This window comes from Marinovum sp. 2_MG-2023 (genome assembly GCF_030548265.1).
In the GTDB taxonomy this organism is placed as follows: Bacteria; Pseudomonadota; Alphaproteobacteria; order Rhodobacterales; family Rhodobacteraceae; genus Marinovum.
This window is the reverse complement of the sequence record NZ_JAUOSD010000012.1, coordinates 54638-71614: the sequence shown is the minus strand read 5'-3', so window position 1 is coordinate 71614 and position 16977 is coordinate 54638. Positions and strand designations below refer to the sequence as shown.

Genomic DNA, 16977 nt, shown 5'->3' with positions numbered 1-16977 from the left:
GATTTCAGGTGATCCGATCAACGCTGGCCGCGATTTCATCGTCATCGAAACAGCGCAGCCAGTCATCCTTCATCAACACGGGAATGCCGAATTCGATCGCCTTGTTGGCGGCGTCGGAAAACACCCCCTTATGCTGATCAAACATCACCGCTCCCATGATGTTCATATGACCCAGAAGGAAATCGCGGGCACACTCATGCGGCACGCCCTTGCGCACCACTTCGTCCATCGCCATCCGCAGGACCTTCATCAGCGATCCGTTGACGGTTTCGGACAGGCCCGGCTCAAGCAGCGCGAATTGTTTCAATGTCACCCGATGTGACCGCGCCACCGGCGCATAGATCGCCTTGCCGACCCGTTCGCCAAGGGCATAATCCTCTTCCGGGCCTTGCACCAAGACGTTGACGATACCCTGGGCGGCGGCAATGCCACCGAAATAGTCGCGCCGGGCCTCGACCTCGGTTTCATCGTTCCAGATCGGCGGATGACAGGGGTGCGACACGAAATAGGTAACGTCATCCCGTTCCGGCAGATGTCCGGCAAAAGGCGCGGCCCCATCGAGAATGAACAACATGGCGCCGGATTTTACCTTGGTGATGATACCATGCGACACCTTGCCGATCACCGTATCCGGCACCGCCAGCACAATGATGTCCGCGCCATCCAACGCCGTGTCCATATCCACGCACTCCACACCATAGGCATCGCGCACCGCCGCCTGACCGGCTTCGGATACTTCGACATGCATGGTTTCGAATTCGTCGTTCTTGGCCAGGTTCGCGCCCAGGCGCATCCCCATTTTGCCACCGGCTCCGAACAGTGCCAGTTTCGTCATGATCTCTCTCCTCGAAGTCTCGGTCGTTGCCGGAAATGGAATTGACAACTGGTATAACCACATACTAATTAGATATGCAAGTCAAGCCGCAAGGCTCCCCGCGCGCTCCGAACAGATTGGCGAATGAATGGCACCTCAAAACCAGGACTTATGGCTCGCTTGGTATGGCGATGACTTTACCGGCGCCTCTGCAGTAATGGAAGTTCTGACCTTTGCCGGAGTGCCCTCGATGCTGTTCCTGGACGTGCCAACGCCAGAGCAATTGGCCCGCTTCCCGGATCTGCGCGCGATTGGGGTGGCCTCGACCGCGCGGGCGCAAAACCCGGATTGGATGGACCGCCATTTACCGGATGTGTTTGCCCGGCTCAGGGCAATGAACCCGCAATTGCTGCATTATAAAGTGTGCTCGACACTGGATTCCAGCCCCGAGGTCGGCTCGATCGGGCGCGCAACCGAGATTGGTGCCAAAGTGATGAACAGCCCCGTTGTGCCGGTGATGGTCGCCGCGCCGCAGATGCGGCGGTATCAATGTTTCGGCCATCTCTTTGCCGGTATGGGCGCGGAAGTGCATCGGCTGGACCGACACCCGGTGATGTCGCGCCATCCGGTCACGCCGATGGATGAATCCGATGTGGCCTTGCATATTTCGCGGCAATCGGACCGGATTGACCCGGCGCTGCTGTCGCTGGAACAGCTGGCCAGCGGGGCTGCATTGCCCGACACCGCCGCCCCGGACCGCATCAAACTTGTCTCGCTGGATTCAATGGATCACGCCTCCGACACTGCTGCCGGGCGGGTCATTTGGACCGCCCGCGACAAAAGCCGGTTTGTTGTCGGCTCGCAGGGGGTGGAATTCGCCCTTGTTGCCCATTGGCAGGACACCGGCGCATTGGATGTGATCCCGCCGCCGCCGGGAATTGGGCGCTCCGATGGCATGGTGTCGGTCTCCGGCTCCGTCTCGCCCACAACGGCAGATCAGATCAATTGGTCACGCAACAACGGCTTTGCCTGTATTGAGTTCGACGCCACTGCCGTCTGTCACGGCGCAAAGGCCATCGAAGCCGAAATCGACCGCTGCTGTGATGCGGCCCGCGCCGCCCTGTCGGATGGCCGCGACCCGTTGATCTACACCGCCTCTGGCCCGGATGATCCGGCGGTGGCCCGGTTGCGCGCTGCGGTTTCGGCCAGCGCCATCGACATGCCCACCGCCAACCATCACATCGGCGCGACACTGGGCCGGTTGTTGGCGCGGGTGCTGGCGCAAAACGGCCTGCGCCGCGCCGTGGTTTCCGGCGGCGATACATCCGGCTTTGCCACGCAGGAGCTGGGGATTTTTGCCCTGTCCGCCTTGGCCCCGACCATTCCCGGTGCCTCCATTTTCCGCGCCCATGCCAGGGGCGCGATGGACGGTCTGGAACTGGCGCTGAAGGGCGGGCAAATGGGCAGCCCGGACTATTTCGGATGGGTGCGGGATGGCGGGGGCCTGCGATAAGATGGCCGGATGTAACCTTGGGTAATGTGCTGGGCGAAGTCCCGTGGTATTCAAACCACGACAGATGAATCGGAGAGACCTGCCATGAGCATCCACCACGCCACCCTGCGCGAATTCCTGACCAAAGAGCACCGCGAAAACGGGTTGGACCCCAGCCTGGTTTCCTTGCTGGAAGACATTGCCACCTCTTGCCGGATTGTGTCGCACCTGGTGCACAACGGCGCGTTCACCGGCGTTCTGGGCGCCACCGAGGACACCAATGTTCAGGGCGAAACGCAGCAACAATTGGATGTGCTGGCCAATGATGTCTTTGTGCGGCACTGCTCTGGCAATGACCGGGTTGCGGCTCTGGTGTCGGAAGAGGTTGAAGAAGTTTACTGGCTGAAGAAAGACCCCCAGCCCGGCGATTACATCGTCTATTTCGACCCGCTGGACGGCTCTTCCAATCTGGCGCTGAACATGGTGGTTGGCTCGATCTTTTCGGTGGCGGTCATCGACGCGGAACTGGACGCTGGCGACGACCGTTCGGTGTTGCGGCCCGGTTCGAAACAGGTTTGCGCCGGCTATTCGGTCTATGGCCCGGCGACATCCCTGGTGTTGACCACCGGAAATGGCGTGCATTGTCTGACCCACCAGACCGGCACCGGCGAATTCCGCGTCACCCATCCAGATATGACAATCCCCGAGGCCGCGGCCGAATTTGCGATCAACACCTCGCGGTATCAGATGTGGGACCAGCCGATCAAACGTTACTATGACGAATGTATTCAGGGCAAAACCGGCCCGCGGCAAAAGAAGTTCAACATGCGCTGGGTTGCGGCCATGGTGGCCGATGTTCACCGTATTCTGACCCGTGGCGGTGTGTTCATCTATCCTTGCGATGATGGCAACCGCGAAATGGGCGGCAAGCTGCGCCTGATGTACGAAGCCAACCCAATGGCGATGATCGTCGAACAGGCGGGCGGCGCGGCCTCGACCGGGACCGAACGGATCATGGATGTGACCCCCACCAGCCACCACATGCGGGTGCCGGTCATCCTCGGCTCGAAACAAGAGGTCGAGATCCTGACCCAATACCACCAGGAGGCCGCGCAAACCTGAGCGGCCAAATCACAGGATGCGCCCGCCGACCATGGCGGGCGCCTTAGCAAAGGCAAGAATTCCGCAATGGGCAATGCATGGATCAGAGTCACCTATCGTCTTGAAACCGCAGGCGACATTGCGGCCCTGGCGGCAAAGATAGCCTCGGATCAATCGACCGGCACCTTTACCGAATTGCCTGGTGAAACCGCCGCTGTTCAGGCCCGTTGCGCCGCGCGCGTCGAAGCAATCACACCGCTGGCCCCGACAGATGTGCCCACCCTGCCCGACCCCGGTGGCCAGGGGCCGTACAATCGGGCCGATGTGGTGATCGCCTATCCGCTAGAGGCGGTTGGCACGGATATTGCCGCCTTGATGACCATCACGGTTGGCGGTGTCTTTGCGGTGCGTGGGCTCAGCGGTATTCGGGTGATGGATATTGATTTGCCTGCGGCCTGGTCCTGTCATCCGGGGCCGCAATTCGGCATCGCAGGATCCCGGCGGCTGATGGGCGTGACCACGGGGCCGATGATCGCCTCGATCATCAAACCGTCGCTCGGGCTTTTGCCGGATGAAACCGCCGCCGTCGTGGCCCAGCTTTGCGACGCAGGGGTTGATTTCATCAAGGATGATGAAAAGCTGATGAACCCCGGCTATTCGCCGCTGTCTGACCGGATCAAGGCCATCATGCCGGTGATCGACGCGCATGAACAGAAAACCGGCAAACGGGTGATGTATGCCTTTGGCATCTCGTCCGCCGACCCGGATGTGATGATGCGCAACCATGACATGGTGGTCGCGGCGGGCGGTAATGCCGCCGTCATCAATATCAATTCCATCGGCTACGGCGGCATGGCGTTTTTGCGCAAGCGCTCCGGGTTGTGTCTGCATGCCCATCGCAACGGCTGGGATGTGCTGACCCGGCACCCCGGTTTCGGCATGGAATTCCGCGCCTATCAGAAAATCTGGCGTCTGTTGGGGGTGGATCAGTTTCAGATCAACGGCATCCGCGCCAAATACTGGGAACCAGACGAAAGCTTTGTGCGGTCCTTTCACGCGATGGCCGAGCCGATTTTTGACCAAAGCGACCGCGCGCTGCCCGTGGTCTGTTCCGGGCAATGGGGCGGCCAGGCCGTGGACACCTATCGCCAAACCGGGCGCACGTTGGACCTTATGTACCTTGGCGGCGGCGGCATTCATGGCCACCCGATGGGGGCGGCGGCCGGCGTGCGCGCCATTCGCCAGGCATGGGATGCGGCGGCGGCGGATGTGGAGCTGGCCGACTATGCCCGCGACCACCGGGAGCTGGCGGCGGCGCTGGCAACATGGGGCTGACCGGCGGCGGCAAACCGCCCCGCCCGGGCGCGCCCTGCGGCATTGAGATTTCTCCTTAAAATTTAGGCGTTTAAATTTTCGGCGTTAAATATTTATAGGCCAACTTCTGAAAAAGTTGTTCAGGCAACGAATGGAGTAACGTCATGCTGGATATGCCCGGTGCGGACAAAGCCGCAGATCAGCAAATCGAAATCGCAATTCTGGACGACAATACCTTTGATCGTCAAAACCTGAAAAGGATGATTGGAAAAATCGGCGCGCCGGTTGGTGTATCGACCTGTGCCACGCTTGAAGAATTTTCATGGATTGTCGATTCCAAGGACATTGATCTCTTCCTGCTCGACCATGAGCTGGGCGAGATGACGGGCCATGATGCTTTGGAATTGGTGCGCAGCAACCGGATCAATGCGCATTCACCGGTCATCATGGTTTCCGGACATGATGATGCGGAAACGATTGTCCAATCCATGCGGCTGGGCTGTGCGAACTTCCTGCCCAAGGAAAGTCTGACGGTGACCCGTCTGCGCGACACGATTCAATCCGCCCTGTCGGCCGGTCTTCTGGACAAGATGGCGGTTGAGGAAATGCGGATTGCCACCGATTGCGTGATCCAGGGCATTGCCGCCGAATTGGTGACCGAAATTCAACCGCGCCTAAAACAGATCTATAAGAAGACAAACTTTATCCGATCCTGCCACGCGCAAAACCTGCGACCCTCGCCAGAGGCGCTTGACGAAATCGAAGAGCATTGCCTGAGCATCTGGCGCTACTTCGACGAGGTTGAACAATACAGTCAGGGCTTTTTGAAGCCCTACAATTGACCCCGAATACCCTTCCCGGTTGGGCGCGACATACCGCGTTCCGCCGGGCGACAGGCCCACTGCGGCCCAACTCCGATACAAATAATTGATTAATCCGAACGGCCTGCGGGCGCAGACCGGCCTTTGGGCAAAACCGCCAGCCTATTTATCAAATGAAACAATTTCCGTATAGCTGTCCAGCATCGAAATTGCGGTGCTGATTGTTTCACTGGCGTTTTCTTTTACAATATACCCGGCAATTTTATGGCGATAGGCCGCGGCGATGTCCGACGGCGCATCCGATGTCGTCAGCACAAACACCACTGAATTCGCAAGCTCCTTATCTTCCCGAACCACGGCCAGAAATTCCAATCCGGACATGCGTGGCATGTTGAGGTCAAGCAAGATGATATAGGGTTTCTTGATTGGCGAAATTCCGTTGCCTTGCAACAAATCAAGCGCCTCCTGCCCATCTCTGGCCACTTCGACAGGGTTGGTCAGCCTCAGTTTCCTTAACGTTCTCTTTATCGCCATAACGGCGACGGAATCGTCGTCTACAATGAGAAACGTCACGCGGCTCTTGTCTGTCATGCGGCAATCTCCTTGGGTGTAAAGGGTTTGACAGCGGCGCCAAACGGCAGGTGAACTTCAAATACGCAGCCCCGGGCAACCTCCGGGTTTGACAGCACAAAAACACTGCCGCCAAAAGAAATGGCGAGCTTTTGAATCAATGCCAGCCCAAGACCCGATCCTTCGACATCATCGCGGGACTTCAAGGTTTGGAACAATACAAATATTCGGTCCTGGTATTTCTTGGGAATCCCCGGACCGTCATCGCTGACACGAAATCGCATGCCGGTTGGAGTAAAAGCCGCATCCAGAACGATACGTCCATCCGGCCGATCATGATGCTTGATGGCATTGCTGACAAGGTTCAGCAAAATGGTCTGAATTGGTGTTGGATAGGTCTCAATCACCGGCGGGATCCCCGCAATCAGGATTTCAAAATTCTTGTCCGGAAAATAGACCTGTCGCAGGTCCGAGGCAAATTCAGTCAGGTCAAAAACACCGATTTCCTCCTCAACCTGACCGGCGCGTGCATAATCCAGCAGCGCCGCCAAAAGTTCGGAAAGCCGCGTCAATCGCGCGTCCATGGTGTCGAGGTTCTCCCGCGCTTCGTCGGGCAAAACATCGCCGTGGTCTTCGATCGTCCAGGAGATCAACGATTTGACCGCACGTAACGGCGCACGAAGATCATGCGCCGCCACATAGGCAAACCGATGCAATTCTTCGTTCCGATCCGTAAGATCCCGCGCCAGAATCCGGGCGCGATCCACGGCCTCTTCAACTTCGCCGACCTCGTCATTGCCGGAAACTCTCAACGCGGTGGAAAGGTGGCCATCGTTCATCTCGCGGATATGTCCGGTAATTCTGGCCAAACGGCGAAACAACCTCATTTCCAGAAGGTACCAAAATAACAAAACGCAGCCGATCCAGAAAAACAAGGTGACTGTGACGCCAATTGACCGCACCGCGGCAATTCTGTTTTGGATATTCACCAAAGCCATTTCAAAGTCAGCCGTCGACTTGCTGGTGACGTTTTCACTCCAATCGACCAATGTCCCGACAAACCCGATTGCCTGATCCAAAAGGGCGCGGCGGCTTTGTTCAAGGGTTACAAGGGTCACGACCATGTCGAATCCGCCGCCCAGCCCAAGAAAGGCCGCACGATAGTTATTCATGTCCTTGGCCAGGGCCGAGCGTTCGCTGCTTTCGGGCAACCGACCAAGGGTGGTGGTCATGGCATCAATCTGGCGAATGACATTAGATCTAAGGGCCAATGCCGCCTCTGCGGGCAGGGTCGGCATGGATTACGTCAAAACAATCAATGTCGTCACATTGCTTTCAAATTCGGAAAATTCAAACAGAACATTGACCGAGCTTTGCCGCTCGCTCGTCTCCGCAGCGGCGGTGACAAAATCCAACATGACCGACGATCTCGCCTGCCGAATGGCACGCGACATCCGATTCAACCGAAGAATTTCCGCATTCACAAGCGCATCTATCTTGGTACTTTCGGCAATGATTTTCTCTTGCACTGCAAGCAGATCCTGAAATGCCGATTGGCCGGATTTAAAATCCAGCCCCCCATTTTCACCGACTAGGCTTGCCAATGGAATGATTTCTGAAAAGGTGATTTGGGTTTCGCGACGCATCTCCGCCAATTCCGCCGTCTGCGTTGAATCGAGAAGCCGCGCAGGAAAAGACCCCACTTTAAGGCTCAACTCCGGAATCTTTCGGGTGACCTGCAATAGAGACGAGGTTTCTGTTGTCAGATCCTCTGCCTTTCCCCCAAGCCAATCCAATGTATACCAGACACCACAAAGAGAAAAGAGACCGGAAAAGACCAGAAAAATTGCGCCCGCCCGCAACCTGAATAAAAGTGACCGTCGGCCCATTGATCCCTTCCCGCAATGCCATTCCATCTTGAATAAACCACAAGTCTTTACCGGTTCTTAAATCCAACCCTGCAAAATGGCATTTGTTCAGCTTTGCGGAGGGGCCATGTTTTCGAGGCGTTTTTTACTTGCTGCGGGTGCGGCCAGCGCGGCGATGCCGTTTGCCGGGTTGGCGCAAGCCGCCGCTGATCGGTCTCAGATCAGCGAGCGCCAGATGCAGGCTCTGCTGATGCGGCTTGGTCGCCCTTTGCGGATGCTGGTTCCGAATGGTGCGCAGGCCAACCTTGGGCCGGTGACGGCACATTTCGAACACGAATGTAACTGTCCGGTGGAAACGATTGTCACCGATGTCGACAATATCAATTCCGCCCTGATTCTGGAATCAATCACCCCCGCAAGCCAAATTGATATCGCCCTTCCCGCGACCTTTGGCATTCCGGATCTGGTCGAATCCCGGGCCATTCTGCCGGTTGATCAATTTGCCAAGGCACATCAGCCGTCGGATTTCGCGGGGTCACAGCTTTATCAATCGGGCGATACTTTTGATGGTCAACATTGGGGGTATCAAACGGACGGCGATGTTTATTTGATGTTTTACAACCGCAAAATGATGGAAAACACCGATGAACAATCACGCTATGCCGATTTGACCGGCACGCTGCTTGCGATTCCGCGCACCTGGGACGAAGTGGACCGGCAAATGGCATTTTTCCATCGACCAGAGGTCGGCCAATACGGTGGATGTCTGTTTCGGACCGCAAATTATGTCGCCTGGGAATGGTGGTCCCGGTTTCACGCTGCGGGCGGGTTGCCATTCCATTCGGATTGTCGACCGGGCGTGGCAAGCGAGGTTGGCCTCGCTGCGCTGGAGGCGATGATTGTCTCTGCCCAGCACCTGACCGGTGCAAATCTTGGGCTTTTTGACAATTGGAAACGGTACAATCGCGGGGATGTTTTTGCCAATATTGGCTGGGGCGGCACCCAGAAAAGCCTGAATGCACCGGGTTCGGGCATGTATGGCAATGTGGTCAACGGGCCACTGCCAGGTGGTGTGATTGATGGCGAACATGTGCCCTTGGCATATTTCAATTGGGGGTGGAGCTATGTGATTGCGCGGCACTGCCCGGTGCCGGAATTGGCCTATCTCTTCTGTCAGACCGCGGTCGATACAGAGGTCTCTGCCAGATCCATCGCCGAAATAGACGGCTATTTTGACCCCTATCGTGTCGAACATTACGAGGATCCCGGCATTGTTAAAGTATACGGCAAAGACTTCTTGAATGTGCACCGTCAGGCAATGAGCAACGCAATTCCGGATTTCTATGTCGCCCGGCGCGGCAGTTATTTCGAAGCCTTGAATTACTGGCTGTTGAACGCCCTGTCAGGGGAAGTTCCGCCGCGCGCGGCCCTGAAGAGTATCGAACTGGCATGGGAGTTGACGACGGAACAGGTCGGGCGCGCCGCACAATTGCAGCGTTGGAATGCCCTGTACAGCAGCTATCCAGCCTCGGCAAAACGTGTGTCCCGGCCACATAATGCCATCTGATCGCCCCGTGGTGGCGCCACAAGATCCCGTTGAAGACTTGATTTACCGGTTCTCGCATGACCTGCGCGCATCGACGCGGGCCATTGCACAGCTTCCGTCCTGGATATCCGAAGATCTGGCCGACGCGGGCATCGAATTGCCAGACGGCCCGGCAGAGTCATTTGCCCTTTTGCAAGTCCACACCCAGCGGTTGGATGACATGATCCAAGGTTTGTTGGCGCTGTCGCGGGCGGGCATGGCGGATCAGAAACCCGTCCCCCTGGCAGGATGCCTGTCACTGGCACGCGACACCGTAGAAATGCCAAAGGGGGTTTTGCTGCGGATACGCTGTGACGCCAGCCGGGCCTTTTCCAATGAAACCGATCTTGTGATGGCTGTCGGGCATTTGCTGTCCAATGCGGTCGTCCATCACCCGGCCACCCCATATATAACGGTGCTTGGTCGGGCGGTCGGGGACATGGTCGAGGTTTGGGTGCGCGATAACGGCCCTGGCATCCCCGTGGCACAACGGGAGAATGTCCTGAAGCCGATGGTCAAATTGCAGTCCCGGGACGACAGCCCCGGCCCCGGAATGGGTTTGGCGATTGTCGACAAAATCGCGCGAAAACACGGCGGCAGTTTCGACATATTCGATCCGCCCCACGGACGCAGGGGAACCGCCGTGCGGTTGCGGCTGCCCATTGCGCAGTAATGCGGAACGCCTTTGAACCACGACACAGTCAATTCCCTTGGGCATCTGCCAGCGACATCAACGGGCATCTGCTGTCAGATTCTTGTCTGACCTTCCGCTGCAAGGGTGCGGCGGACATGCGCCGGACGTTCGCGATACTTCGACGGGCTGGCGCCAAGATAGCGTTTGAACATGCGGCTGAAAAAATAGGGATCGCCATAACCCAATTCTGCCGCCACGGCCTTGACCGACAGACCCATGCCCAATCGGTTGGCCGCGAATTCCATCCGCTTCAACTCGCGAAATTTCTGCGGTGTATGGCCGAGCCGCTCCTTGAACGCCCTTCGGAAATAATCGCCATTATATGGCACGCCGATCAGCGCCTCTTCCAATCCCGACCCGAGTGGATCAGCAGACAGACGTGACGCGACCAACATGATCTGAATCGACAAATGGTCCTGACTGTCCGGGGTTTTGTCTGGGGCGGACCAATCCAGGAACGCAGCCTCCAGATAGGCCAGAAGGAACACCATGAACTGATGATGCTGGGCCAATGTGGTGCCGCCGGTTGGAGCGCTTTCGCGAAAGTGGTGCAAAACAGGGCCCAACACAGGCCAATCCGGCAGGGCCGCCACGGGCTTCAACGTCATTTGCTTGATCAGATCGCCACGGCCAAACAGTTCGAGCGAAAAGTGTTGCGCAATGCCCACTAGGGTTTCATCTCCCACATGCACGCCGCGAAACCGGGTATAGGCCGGGATCAACATCGCATGGCCGGCCTCCAGCGTCACAACCTCCCGGTCCTCACCAACCTGATAGCGCCCGCGCCCCGACAGACAGATCAACAGATCGTTCACCGGGTTCACCTTGTCGATTCGCCAGCCGCGATCATGGTTCATTTTGATCGTCGACCGCGCCAACCGCAGCGACAAGGACCGCATCGGGATATGGCTGAGCGCTGAATGTTCGATTTGATCCATCATTTTGTCGATTTATCATCATTCCCGTTGTGAAACTAGCATATTACTCTGATGTAAACCGATCAGCCCCGTGAAATTTTACGAAAGCTGTTCAAAATTGGGAGGAAAGGACAGGATCTTGCCGCCATGGCGGAATCCCGTCTGGGACATAATGCACGAATCCGATCAACAAACACCCGCTTCTGTCAGAATCGCCTTTGTCGGCGGCGGATCTTTGAATTGGGCGATGGGGTTGATGGCCGATCTGGCCTTTGACACCCGCCTTGCCGCTGATGTGCGGCTCTATGATATTGATCCGGCTGCGGCACAGCGCAACGCCGAAATCGGCCAGCGCCATGGTGCCGTCAGCCGGGGCACGCCCGCCACATATCGCGCTTGTGACACCCTGGCGGGGGCCTTAGACGGCGCCGATATCGTGGTGATTTCCATCCTGCCCGGTCGGTTCGAAGATATGGCGCAGGACATTGCCATCCCTGCCAGCCACGGGATTGCCCAGGCGGTGGGTGATACGGTTGGTCCCGGCGGTTTCGTCCGCGCCATGCGCGCCATTCCGATGTTGGCAGAGATCGGCACCGCCATCGGCCAACATGCGCCAGACGCCTATGTCTGCAATCTGACCAATCCGATGTCGGTCCTGACCGGGGCGCTGTTTGCGGCCTGTCCCGGCATCCGCGCCTGGGGTGAATGCCACGAGGTGACCAAGATCCGCCGTCAGGTCGCCGGGATCGCCAATCAACACGCGGGACAGGATATTTACACGCATCGCGATGTGCAGGTGAATGTCCTCGGCATCAACCATTTCACTTTTGTTGACCGGATTTCACTTGCTGGCCGGGATATGCGCCCGGCCTATGACGCCTTTGTTGCCGCGCATATGACATCTGGCTGGGCGCAGACAGAGCCCGGCGAAGACGCGGAACACGCCGGGTATTTCGGCACCCGCAATCTGGTGGCCTTTGATCTGTTTCGCCGATTTGGGATTCCGGCTGCGGCGGGTGACCGACATTTGGCGGAATTTCTCCCCTTGAGCGAATACATGAATAACCCCGGCGACTGGGGCTTTGCCCTGACGCCCGTGGCCTACCGCATCCGCGATCGCGCCGCGAAACTGACCCATGCCGAGGCGCTGCGCCGGGGTGATGCTGCCCCGGTCGCCCAGCGGTCGGACGAGGCAATGATAGACCAAATCGCCGCCCTGATGACGGGCGACGCTTTTGTCAGCAACGCCAATCTGCCCAATCGGGGACAGATCACCGGCCTGCCGACCGGGGCCATTGTCGAGACCAATGCGATATTCTCTGGCTTGGGGGTACAGGCCATTCATGCTGGACGTTTGCCACCAGCGCTGGAGCCGATTGTCACCGACCACGCCGAACGCCAAAGCGCATTGTTGTCGGCGGTTCTGGGAGGCCATCACGCCGCGTTGTTCCCGCTGTTCCGATCAGACCCCCTGCTGCGCCATCTGCCAGAGGATGACGTCCGAACCATGTTCAACGCCATGCTGGCCGCCACCGCAGAATGGTTGCCCGAAACATTGAAGGGAGTCGCGTAGTGGGCGGTGACAGTAAATTTCTGGGGCTGTGGTATGTCGCCCCCTATGCCATCGGCCTGCTTTTGTTCACGGCCTTCCCGTTTGTGGCCTCTTTCTATCTCAGCTTTACCGACTATGACCTTTTGTCCAGCCCGGAATGGGTGGGTTTGAAGAACTATGAAAAACTGTTCACCCGCGACCGGACCTTTGACAAATCGCTGAATGTCACGCTGACCTATGTGTTCCTGACCGTGCCGCTCAAGCTGACATTCGCGTTGTTCATCGCGGTGGTGCTGAATTACCGGCTGCGTGGCATCAACCTGTTTCGCACCGCGTATTATGTGCCGTCGGTGCTGGGCGGGTCGATCGCGATTGCGGTTCTGTGGCGTTATATTTTCGCCAATACCGGGCTAGTCAACATGATCATCGTGGCCTTTGGCGGCGAACCGGTGAATTGGTTTGGCGATCCCGGCAATGCGTTGTTTACCATCACGTTGTTGCGCTGCTGGCAGTTCGGATCGGCGATGGTGATATTCTTGGCCGCTTTGCAGAGCATCGACAAATCCCTGTATGAGGCCGCGTCAATCGACGGTGCCGGCCCCTGGCGGATCTTTCGTCACATCACCCTGCCGCTGATCACGCCGGTGATCTTTTTCAACCTGATCATGCAGACCGTGCAGGCGTTTCAGGAATTCAACGGGCCTTACATCATTACCCAGGGCGGGCCGCTGAAATCCACCTATCTGCTGCCGCTTTATATCTATGACGAAGCGTTCAAGAGTTTTGACATGGGCTATGCCTCGGCGATTGCCTGGGTGCTGTTCGCAATCATCATGGCGCTGACCCTGCTGGCCTTCTGGTCATCGAAAAAATGGGTCTATTACGCCGGCGACAAGAGGAGCTGATCCCATGTCATTGCTGCCCGACATCCCCGCCACCGCCGCGCCACCAACGCAATTACAGCGGAAACTGCGCCGACAGGCCCGGATCTCTGCCACGTTGCGGTATTCCCTGCTGATTGTTGTCGGCCTCATCATGATTTATCCGCTGATCTGGCTGGTCGGTGCCTCGTTCAAGACCAACGCCGAGATGTTCACATCCGCCTGGTTCTGGCCGAAAGAGGCCACCATTCAGGGCTATATCGACGGTTGGAAAACCTCGACCCCTTACACCTTTGGGCATTTCTTCATCAACTCGTTGCAGATCGTCATCCCCAAGGTGATCGGCACCGCGATTTCCTGCACGCTGGTGGCCTATGGTTTTGCCCGGTTCGAATTTCCCGGCAAAAAGATCCTGTTTGCCATCCTGATCGCCACGCTGCTGTTGCCCGATGTAGTCACCCGCATCCCGCAATACCTGTTGTTTCGCGAACTTGGCTGGCTGGATACCTATCTGCCGCTGTTTGCGCCGGCCTGGCTGGCGGGGGATGCGTTCTTTGTCTTTATGGTGATCCAATTCCTGCGCGCCATCCCCCGCGAGATGGAGGAGGCCGCCCGCGTCGACGGGGCCAACACCCTGCAAACGCTGGTGTTTATTGTGGTGCCCATGTTGACGCCTGCGCTGGTGTCGGTCTGTTTGTTCCAATTCATGTGGACGATGAACGATTTCCTAGGGCCGCTGATCTATATTTCGACGGTTGAAAAATACCCCATCTCGCTGGCGCTGAAACTGTCGATCGACGCCACAGAAGCCTTCAACTGGAACTCGATCCTCGCCATGACCGTTCTGGCCCTGACGCCGTCGCTCATCGTTTTCTTTCTCGCCCAGAAATCATTCATCCAGGGCATATCCTCGGGAGGTGTGAAAGGCTGATGGCCGAACTACGACTGAATTCAATCGAAAAGACCTATGGCAACGGGTTCAAGGCCGTTCACGGCATCAACCTGCATGTGAAAGAGGGGGAATTCATGGTGCTGGTCGGCCCGTCGGGCTGTGCCAAATCCACCACTTTGCGGATGATTGCCGGGTTGGAAACCATCACCGGCGGGGAAATTCAGATCGGCGACAATGTCGTGAACGATCTGGTGCCGGGCAAGCGCGGCATCGCCATGGTGTTCCAGAACTATGCGCTTTATCCGCATATGAAGGTGCGCAACAATCTGTCCTTTGGTCTGCGGCTGAAGCGCAAACCAGCCGAGGAAATTGCGGCAGCCACCAACACCGTTTCGGGCATTCTGGAAATCGAGGCGCTTCTGGATCGGTTGCCGAAACAGCTTTCGGGCGGTCAGGCGCAACGTGTCGCCCTGGGCCGGGCGCTGATCAAACAGCCAGAGGTGTTTCTGTTCGACGAACCTCTGTCGAACCTTGATGCCAAACTGCGGGCCTCGATGCGGGTGCGGATCACCGATCTGCACAAACGTCTGCGCGCCGAAGGCCGGCCCGCCACCGTGGTGTATGTCACCCATGATCAGGTCGAGGCCATGACCATGGGCGACCGGATCTGTGTGATGAAGGACGGCCATATCATGCAGGTTGCCGATCCGGTGACGCTGTATGAACGCCCGGCCAATGCCTTTGTCGCGGGTTTTATCGGCATGCCGGAAATGAACCTGTTTCCTGCGGTCTTGTCGCGGGCCGAGGGCGTGACAAGCCTGACCACGGATGGCCAGACGATACAGGTTGCCGAGGGGTTGGCCGACCGTGTGACCGCCGTTGATGGCCCGGTCACCCTGGGTGTGCGCCCGCAACATCTGTCGGTTGTTGCCCCCGACACCCCCGATGCATTGACCGGGACCATCAGCAATCTCGAATTCATGGGCCATGAGGTCAATCTGCATGCCCGCGTCGGCCATGCGCTTCTTGTTGCTGTGATCCCGTCAGAGCGGTTCGACAGGACGCTGGCACGCGGCGACCGCGTCGGCCTTCTGCCACTTGGGCCGCGCATCCACCTGTTCAACGCCGAAAGCGGCGAGAATATCTCTCTCGCCGCCAATCAAAAAACCTGAGTTCCATGGGAGGAAATCAAATGAAACTGAATGTTCTGAGCCTTGCACTCGCCACGACGGCCCTTGCGGGAACCGCCGGTGCCGCCGATCTGCGGATGAGCTGGTGGGGCGGCGATAGCCGTCACCAGGCCACCCAGACCGCGCTTGAGATCTGTGGCGAAAAACACGGTCATACCATCAGCCCGGAATTTACCGGCTGGTCCGGCCATTTCGAAAAACTGACAACCCAGATCGCTGGCGGCACCGAGGCCGATCTGATGCAGGTCAACTGGCCCTGGTTGTCGATCTATTCCGCGAATGGCACCGGGCTTGCCGACCTTACCACGCTGTCCGACACCATTGATCTGTCGAATTGGGACGCCGCCCAGATCGAAGCCGGTTCCATGAATGGCAAACTGAACGGTCTGCCGATTTCGACCACGGGGCGGCTGTTTGCGTTCAACAAGACCACCTGGGACAAAGCCGGACTTGAGCTGCCAAAAACCTGGGATGATCTGGTGGCCGCCGGCCCGGTGTTCGCCGAAAAACTGGGCGATGATTACTATCCGTTCGAAGCGGCGCGGCTGGACGCGGCGCTGATCATCACGCTCTATGGCACCCAGAAAACCGGCAAGGCACTGATCGACCCGGCCACCAATGAATTGGCCTGGACCAAAGAAGAGCTGACCGAGGCGATTTCCTTTTACAAGACACTGGTCGACAACCACGTCATTCTGGATTGGAAATCCGTGGCCGGCGCGGGCAACATCCCGCTGCATGAAAACCCGGATTGGGCCAATGGCAAGATCGCCGGCACCTATCAGTGGGATTCAACCTATTTCAAAATCTCTGATCCGATGAATGACGGCGAAGAGCTTGTTTATGTCGATCTGCTGTCACAGGACGGCCAGAAAACACCGGGCATTTATCGCAAAGCGTCAATGGTGTTCTCGATCTCGGCCAAATCCGACAAACAACAGGCGGCCGCCGAAGTTCTGAACTGTTTGCTGAACGAACCCGAAGGCGTCGCGGCGCTGGGTTCGACCCGCGGCGTCCCGGCGTCCAAAACCGCGCGTGAACAATTGCTGAAGGCCGGGGCAATCGCACCAATCCAGATCGAGGCACAGGCCCGCGTGATCAATGCAGAAGGCCCGGGCATCCATCCAATGATGGAATTCCCCGATGTGCGCTCGGCCATGCAGGACAACCTGGAGCTTTTTGCCTATGGCGAAATCGACGCGGCCACCGCCGCCGATGAGATGAGCTATGCAATCGAGGAAGCGCTGGAAGACATCGGTTCCTGACCCTTCGATTGCACCAATCGG

General features: G+C 57.8%; 16 protein-coding genes. 11 read left to right on the top strand and 5 right to left on the bottom strand.

The window, feature by feature from the left end; genetic code table 11:
• Positions 1-4 precede the first annotated feature (4 nt).
• The gene (locus Q4577_RS14480; protein ID WP_303470181.1) at positions 5-835 is read right to left on the bottom strand and encodes a phosphogluconate dehydrogenase C-terminal domain-containing protein; all 831 of its coding nucleotides are present in this window, start codon (positions 833-835) and stop codon (positions 5-7) included.
• A 127-nt stretch (positions 836-962) separates the two neighbouring features.
• On the opposite strand from Q4577_RS14480, the gene Q4577_RS14475 reads away from it, so the two are divergent.
• From Q4577_RS14475 to Q4577_RS14460, 4 genes are all read left to right on the top strand, one after another.
• Complete coding sequence (locus Q4577_RS14475; protein WP_303470183.1) at positions 963-2327, top strand: four-carbon acid sugar kinase family protein; 1365 nt, start codon at positions 963-965, stop codon at positions 2325-2327.
• An 84-nt stretch (positions 2328-2411) separates the two neighbouring features.
• Entirely contained in the window at positions 2412-3428 is a 1017-nt protein-coding gene (locus Q4577_RS14470) for a class 1 fructose-bisphosphatase (RefSeq protein WP_303470185.1), read from the top strand.
• 66 nt (positions 3429-3494) lie between these two features.
• Complete coding sequence (oiaX, locus tag Q4577_RS14465) at positions 3495-4742, top strand: 3-oxo-isoapionate-4-phosphate decarboxylase OiaX (RefSeq protein WP_303470187.1); 1248 nt, start codon at positions 3495-3497, stop codon at positions 4740-4742.
• Between the two features lie 143 nt (positions 4743-4885).
• The gene (locus Q4577_RS14460) at positions 4886-5563 is read left to right on the top strand and encodes a response regulator (protein ID WP_303470189.1); all 678 of its coding nucleotides are present in this window, start codon (positions 4886-4888) and stop codon (positions 5561-5563) included.
• A gap of 141 nt (positions 5564-5704) precedes the next feature.
• On the opposite strand, the gene Q4577_RS14455 is transcribed toward Q4577_RS14460, so the two are convergent.
• The 3 genes from Q4577_RS14455 to Q4577_RS14445 are packed head-to-tail and all read right to left on the bottom strand — an operon-like array spanning position 5705 to position 8001.
• Positions 5705-6133: a response regulator gene (locus Q4577_RS14455; RefSeq protein WP_244691133.1), complete on the bottom strand. Its 429-nt coding sequence runs from the start codon at positions 6131-6133 to the stop codon at positions 5705-5707.
• Positions 6130-7410, bottom strand: a complete 1281-nt coding sequence (locus Q4577_RS14450; RefSeq protein ID WP_303470192.1) for an ATP-binding protein — start codon at positions 7408-7410, stop codon at positions 6130-6132. Before Q4577_RS14450 ends, Q4577_RS14455 begins: the two co-directional genes overlap by 4 nt.
• A gap of 3 nt (positions 7411-7413) precedes the next feature.
• A complete protein-coding gene (locus Q4577_RS14445; RefSeq protein WP_303470194.1) occupies positions 7414-8001 on the bottom strand; it encodes a hypothetical protein in 588 nt (195 codons plus the stop codon).
• Positions 8002-8107: 106 nt separating this feature from the next.
• Between Q4577_RS14445 and Q4577_RS14440 the strand changes: the two genes are divergently transcribed.
• Entirely contained in the window at positions 8108-9547 is a 1440-nt protein-coding gene (locus Q4577_RS14440) for an extracellular solute-binding protein (RefSeq protein WP_303470196.1), read from the top strand.
• Positions 9537-10238, top strand: coding sequence for an ATP-binding protein (locus Q4577_RS14435; RefSeq protein ID WP_303470198.1), 702 nt, complete (start codon positions 9537-9539; stop codon positions 10236-10238). The genes Q4577_RS14440 and Q4577_RS14435 overlap by 11 nt, the downstream gene beginning before the upstream one ends.
• Positions 10239-10312: 74 nt before the next feature.
• Here Q4577_RS14435 and Q4577_RS14430 read toward each other — a convergent pair whose 3' ends face one another.
• Positions 10313-11200, bottom strand: coding sequence for a helix-turn-helix domain-containing protein (locus Q4577_RS14430; RefSeq protein WP_303470200.1), 888 nt, complete (start codon positions 11198-11200; stop codon positions 10313-10315).
• 148 nt (positions 11201-11348) lie between these two features.
• Between Q4577_RS14430 and Q4577_RS14425 the strand changes: the two genes are divergently transcribed.
• The 5 genes from Q4577_RS14425 to Q4577_RS14405 are packed head-to-tail and all read left to right on the top strand — an operon-like array spanning position 11349 to position 16956.
• Positions 11349-12749: an alpha-galactosidase gene (locus Q4577_RS14425; protein ID WP_303470202.1), complete on the top strand. Its 1401-nt coding sequence runs from the start codon at positions 11349-11351 to the stop codon at positions 12747-12749.
• The gene (locus Q4577_RS14420; protein ID WP_303470204.1) at positions 12749-13633 is read left to right on the top strand and encodes a carbohydrate ABC transporter permease; all 885 of its coding nucleotides are present in this window, start codon (positions 12749-12751) and stop codon (positions 13631-13633) included. Before Q4577_RS14425 ends, Q4577_RS14420 begins: the two co-directional genes overlap by 1 nt.
• A gap of 4 nt (positions 13634-13637) precedes the next feature.
• On the top strand, positions 13638-14540 hold the full coding sequence (locus Q4577_RS14415) for a carbohydrate ABC transporter permease (protein WP_303470206.1): 903 nt from the start codon (positions 13638-13640) through the stop codon (positions 14538-14540).
• Entirely contained in the window at positions 14540-15673 is a 1134-nt protein-coding gene (locus Q4577_RS14410; RefSeq protein ID WP_303470208.1) for an ABC transporter ATP-binding protein, read from the top strand. Before Q4577_RS14415 ends, Q4577_RS14410 begins: the two co-directional genes overlap by 1 nt.
• 20 nt (positions 15674-15693) lie before the next feature.
• Positions 15694-16956, top strand: a complete 1263-nt coding sequence (locus tag Q4577_RS14405) for an ABC transporter substrate-binding protein (RefSeq protein ID WP_303470210.1) — start codon at positions 15694-15696, stop codon at positions 16954-16956.
• Positions 16957-16977 lie beyond the last annotated feature (21 nt).

Excerpts from the sequence above, each read along its gene's own strand:
- Q4577_RS14480 (WP_303470181.1), bottom strand. The coding sequence starts at position 835 with ATGACGAAACTGGCACTGTTCGGAGCCGGTGGCAAAATGGGGATGCGC.
- Q4577_RS14475 (WP_303470183.1), top strand. The coding sequence starts at position 963 with ATGGCACCTCAAAACCAGGACTTATGGCTCGCTTGGTATGGCGATGAC.
- Q4577_RS14470 (WP_303470185.1), top strand. The coding sequence starts at position 2,412 with ATGAGCATCCACCACGCCACCCTGCGCGAATTCCTGACCAAAGAGCAC.
- oiaX (WP_303470187.1), top strand. The coding sequence starts at position 3,495 with ATGGGCAATGCATGGATCAGAGTCACCTATCGTCTTGAAACCGCAGGC.
- Q4577_RS14460 (WP_303470189.1), top strand. The coding sequence starts at position 4,886 with ATGCTGGATATGCCCGGTGCGGACAAAGCCGCAGATCAGCAAATCGAA.
- Q4577_RS14455 (WP_244691133.1), bottom strand. The coding sequence starts at position 6,133 with ATGACAGACAAGAGCCGCGTGACGTTTCTCATTGTAGACGACGATTCC.
- Q4577_RS14450 (WP_303470192.1), bottom strand. The coding sequence starts at position 7,410 with ATGCCGACCCTGCCCGCAGAGGCGGCATTGGCCCTTAGATCTAATGTC.
- Q4577_RS14445 (WP_303470194.1), bottom strand. The coding sequence starts at position 8,001 with ATGGGCCGACGGTCACTTTTATTCAGGTTGCGGGCGGGCGCAATTTTT.
- Q4577_RS14440 (WP_303470196.1), top strand. The coding sequence starts at position 8,108 with ATGTTTTCGAGGCGTTTTTTACTTGCTGCGGGTGCGGCCAGCGCGGCG.
- Q4577_RS14435 (WP_303470198.1), top strand. The coding sequence starts at position 9,537 with ATGCCATCTGATCGCCCCGTGGTGGCGCCACAAGATCCCGTTGAAGAC.
- Q4577_RS14430 (WP_303470200.1), bottom strand. The coding sequence starts at position 11,200 with ATGATGGATCAAATCGAACATTCAGCGCTCAGCCATATCCCGATGCGG.
- Q4577_RS14425 (WP_303470202.1), top strand. The coding sequence starts at position 11,349 with ATGCACGAATCCGATCAACAAACACCCGCTTCTGTCAGAATCGCCTTT.
- Q4577_RS14415 (WP_303470206.1), top strand. The coding sequence starts at position 13,638 with ATGTCATTGCTGCCCGACATCCCCGCCACCGCCGCGCCACCAACGCAA.
- Q4577_RS14410 (WP_303470208.1), top strand. The coding sequence starts at position 14,540 with ATGGCCGAACTACGACTGAATTCAATCGAAAAGACCTATGGCAACGGG.
- Q4577_RS14405 (WP_303470210.1), top strand. The coding sequence starts at position 15,694 with ATGAAACTGAATGTTCTGAGCCTTGCACTCGCCACGACGGCCCTTGCG.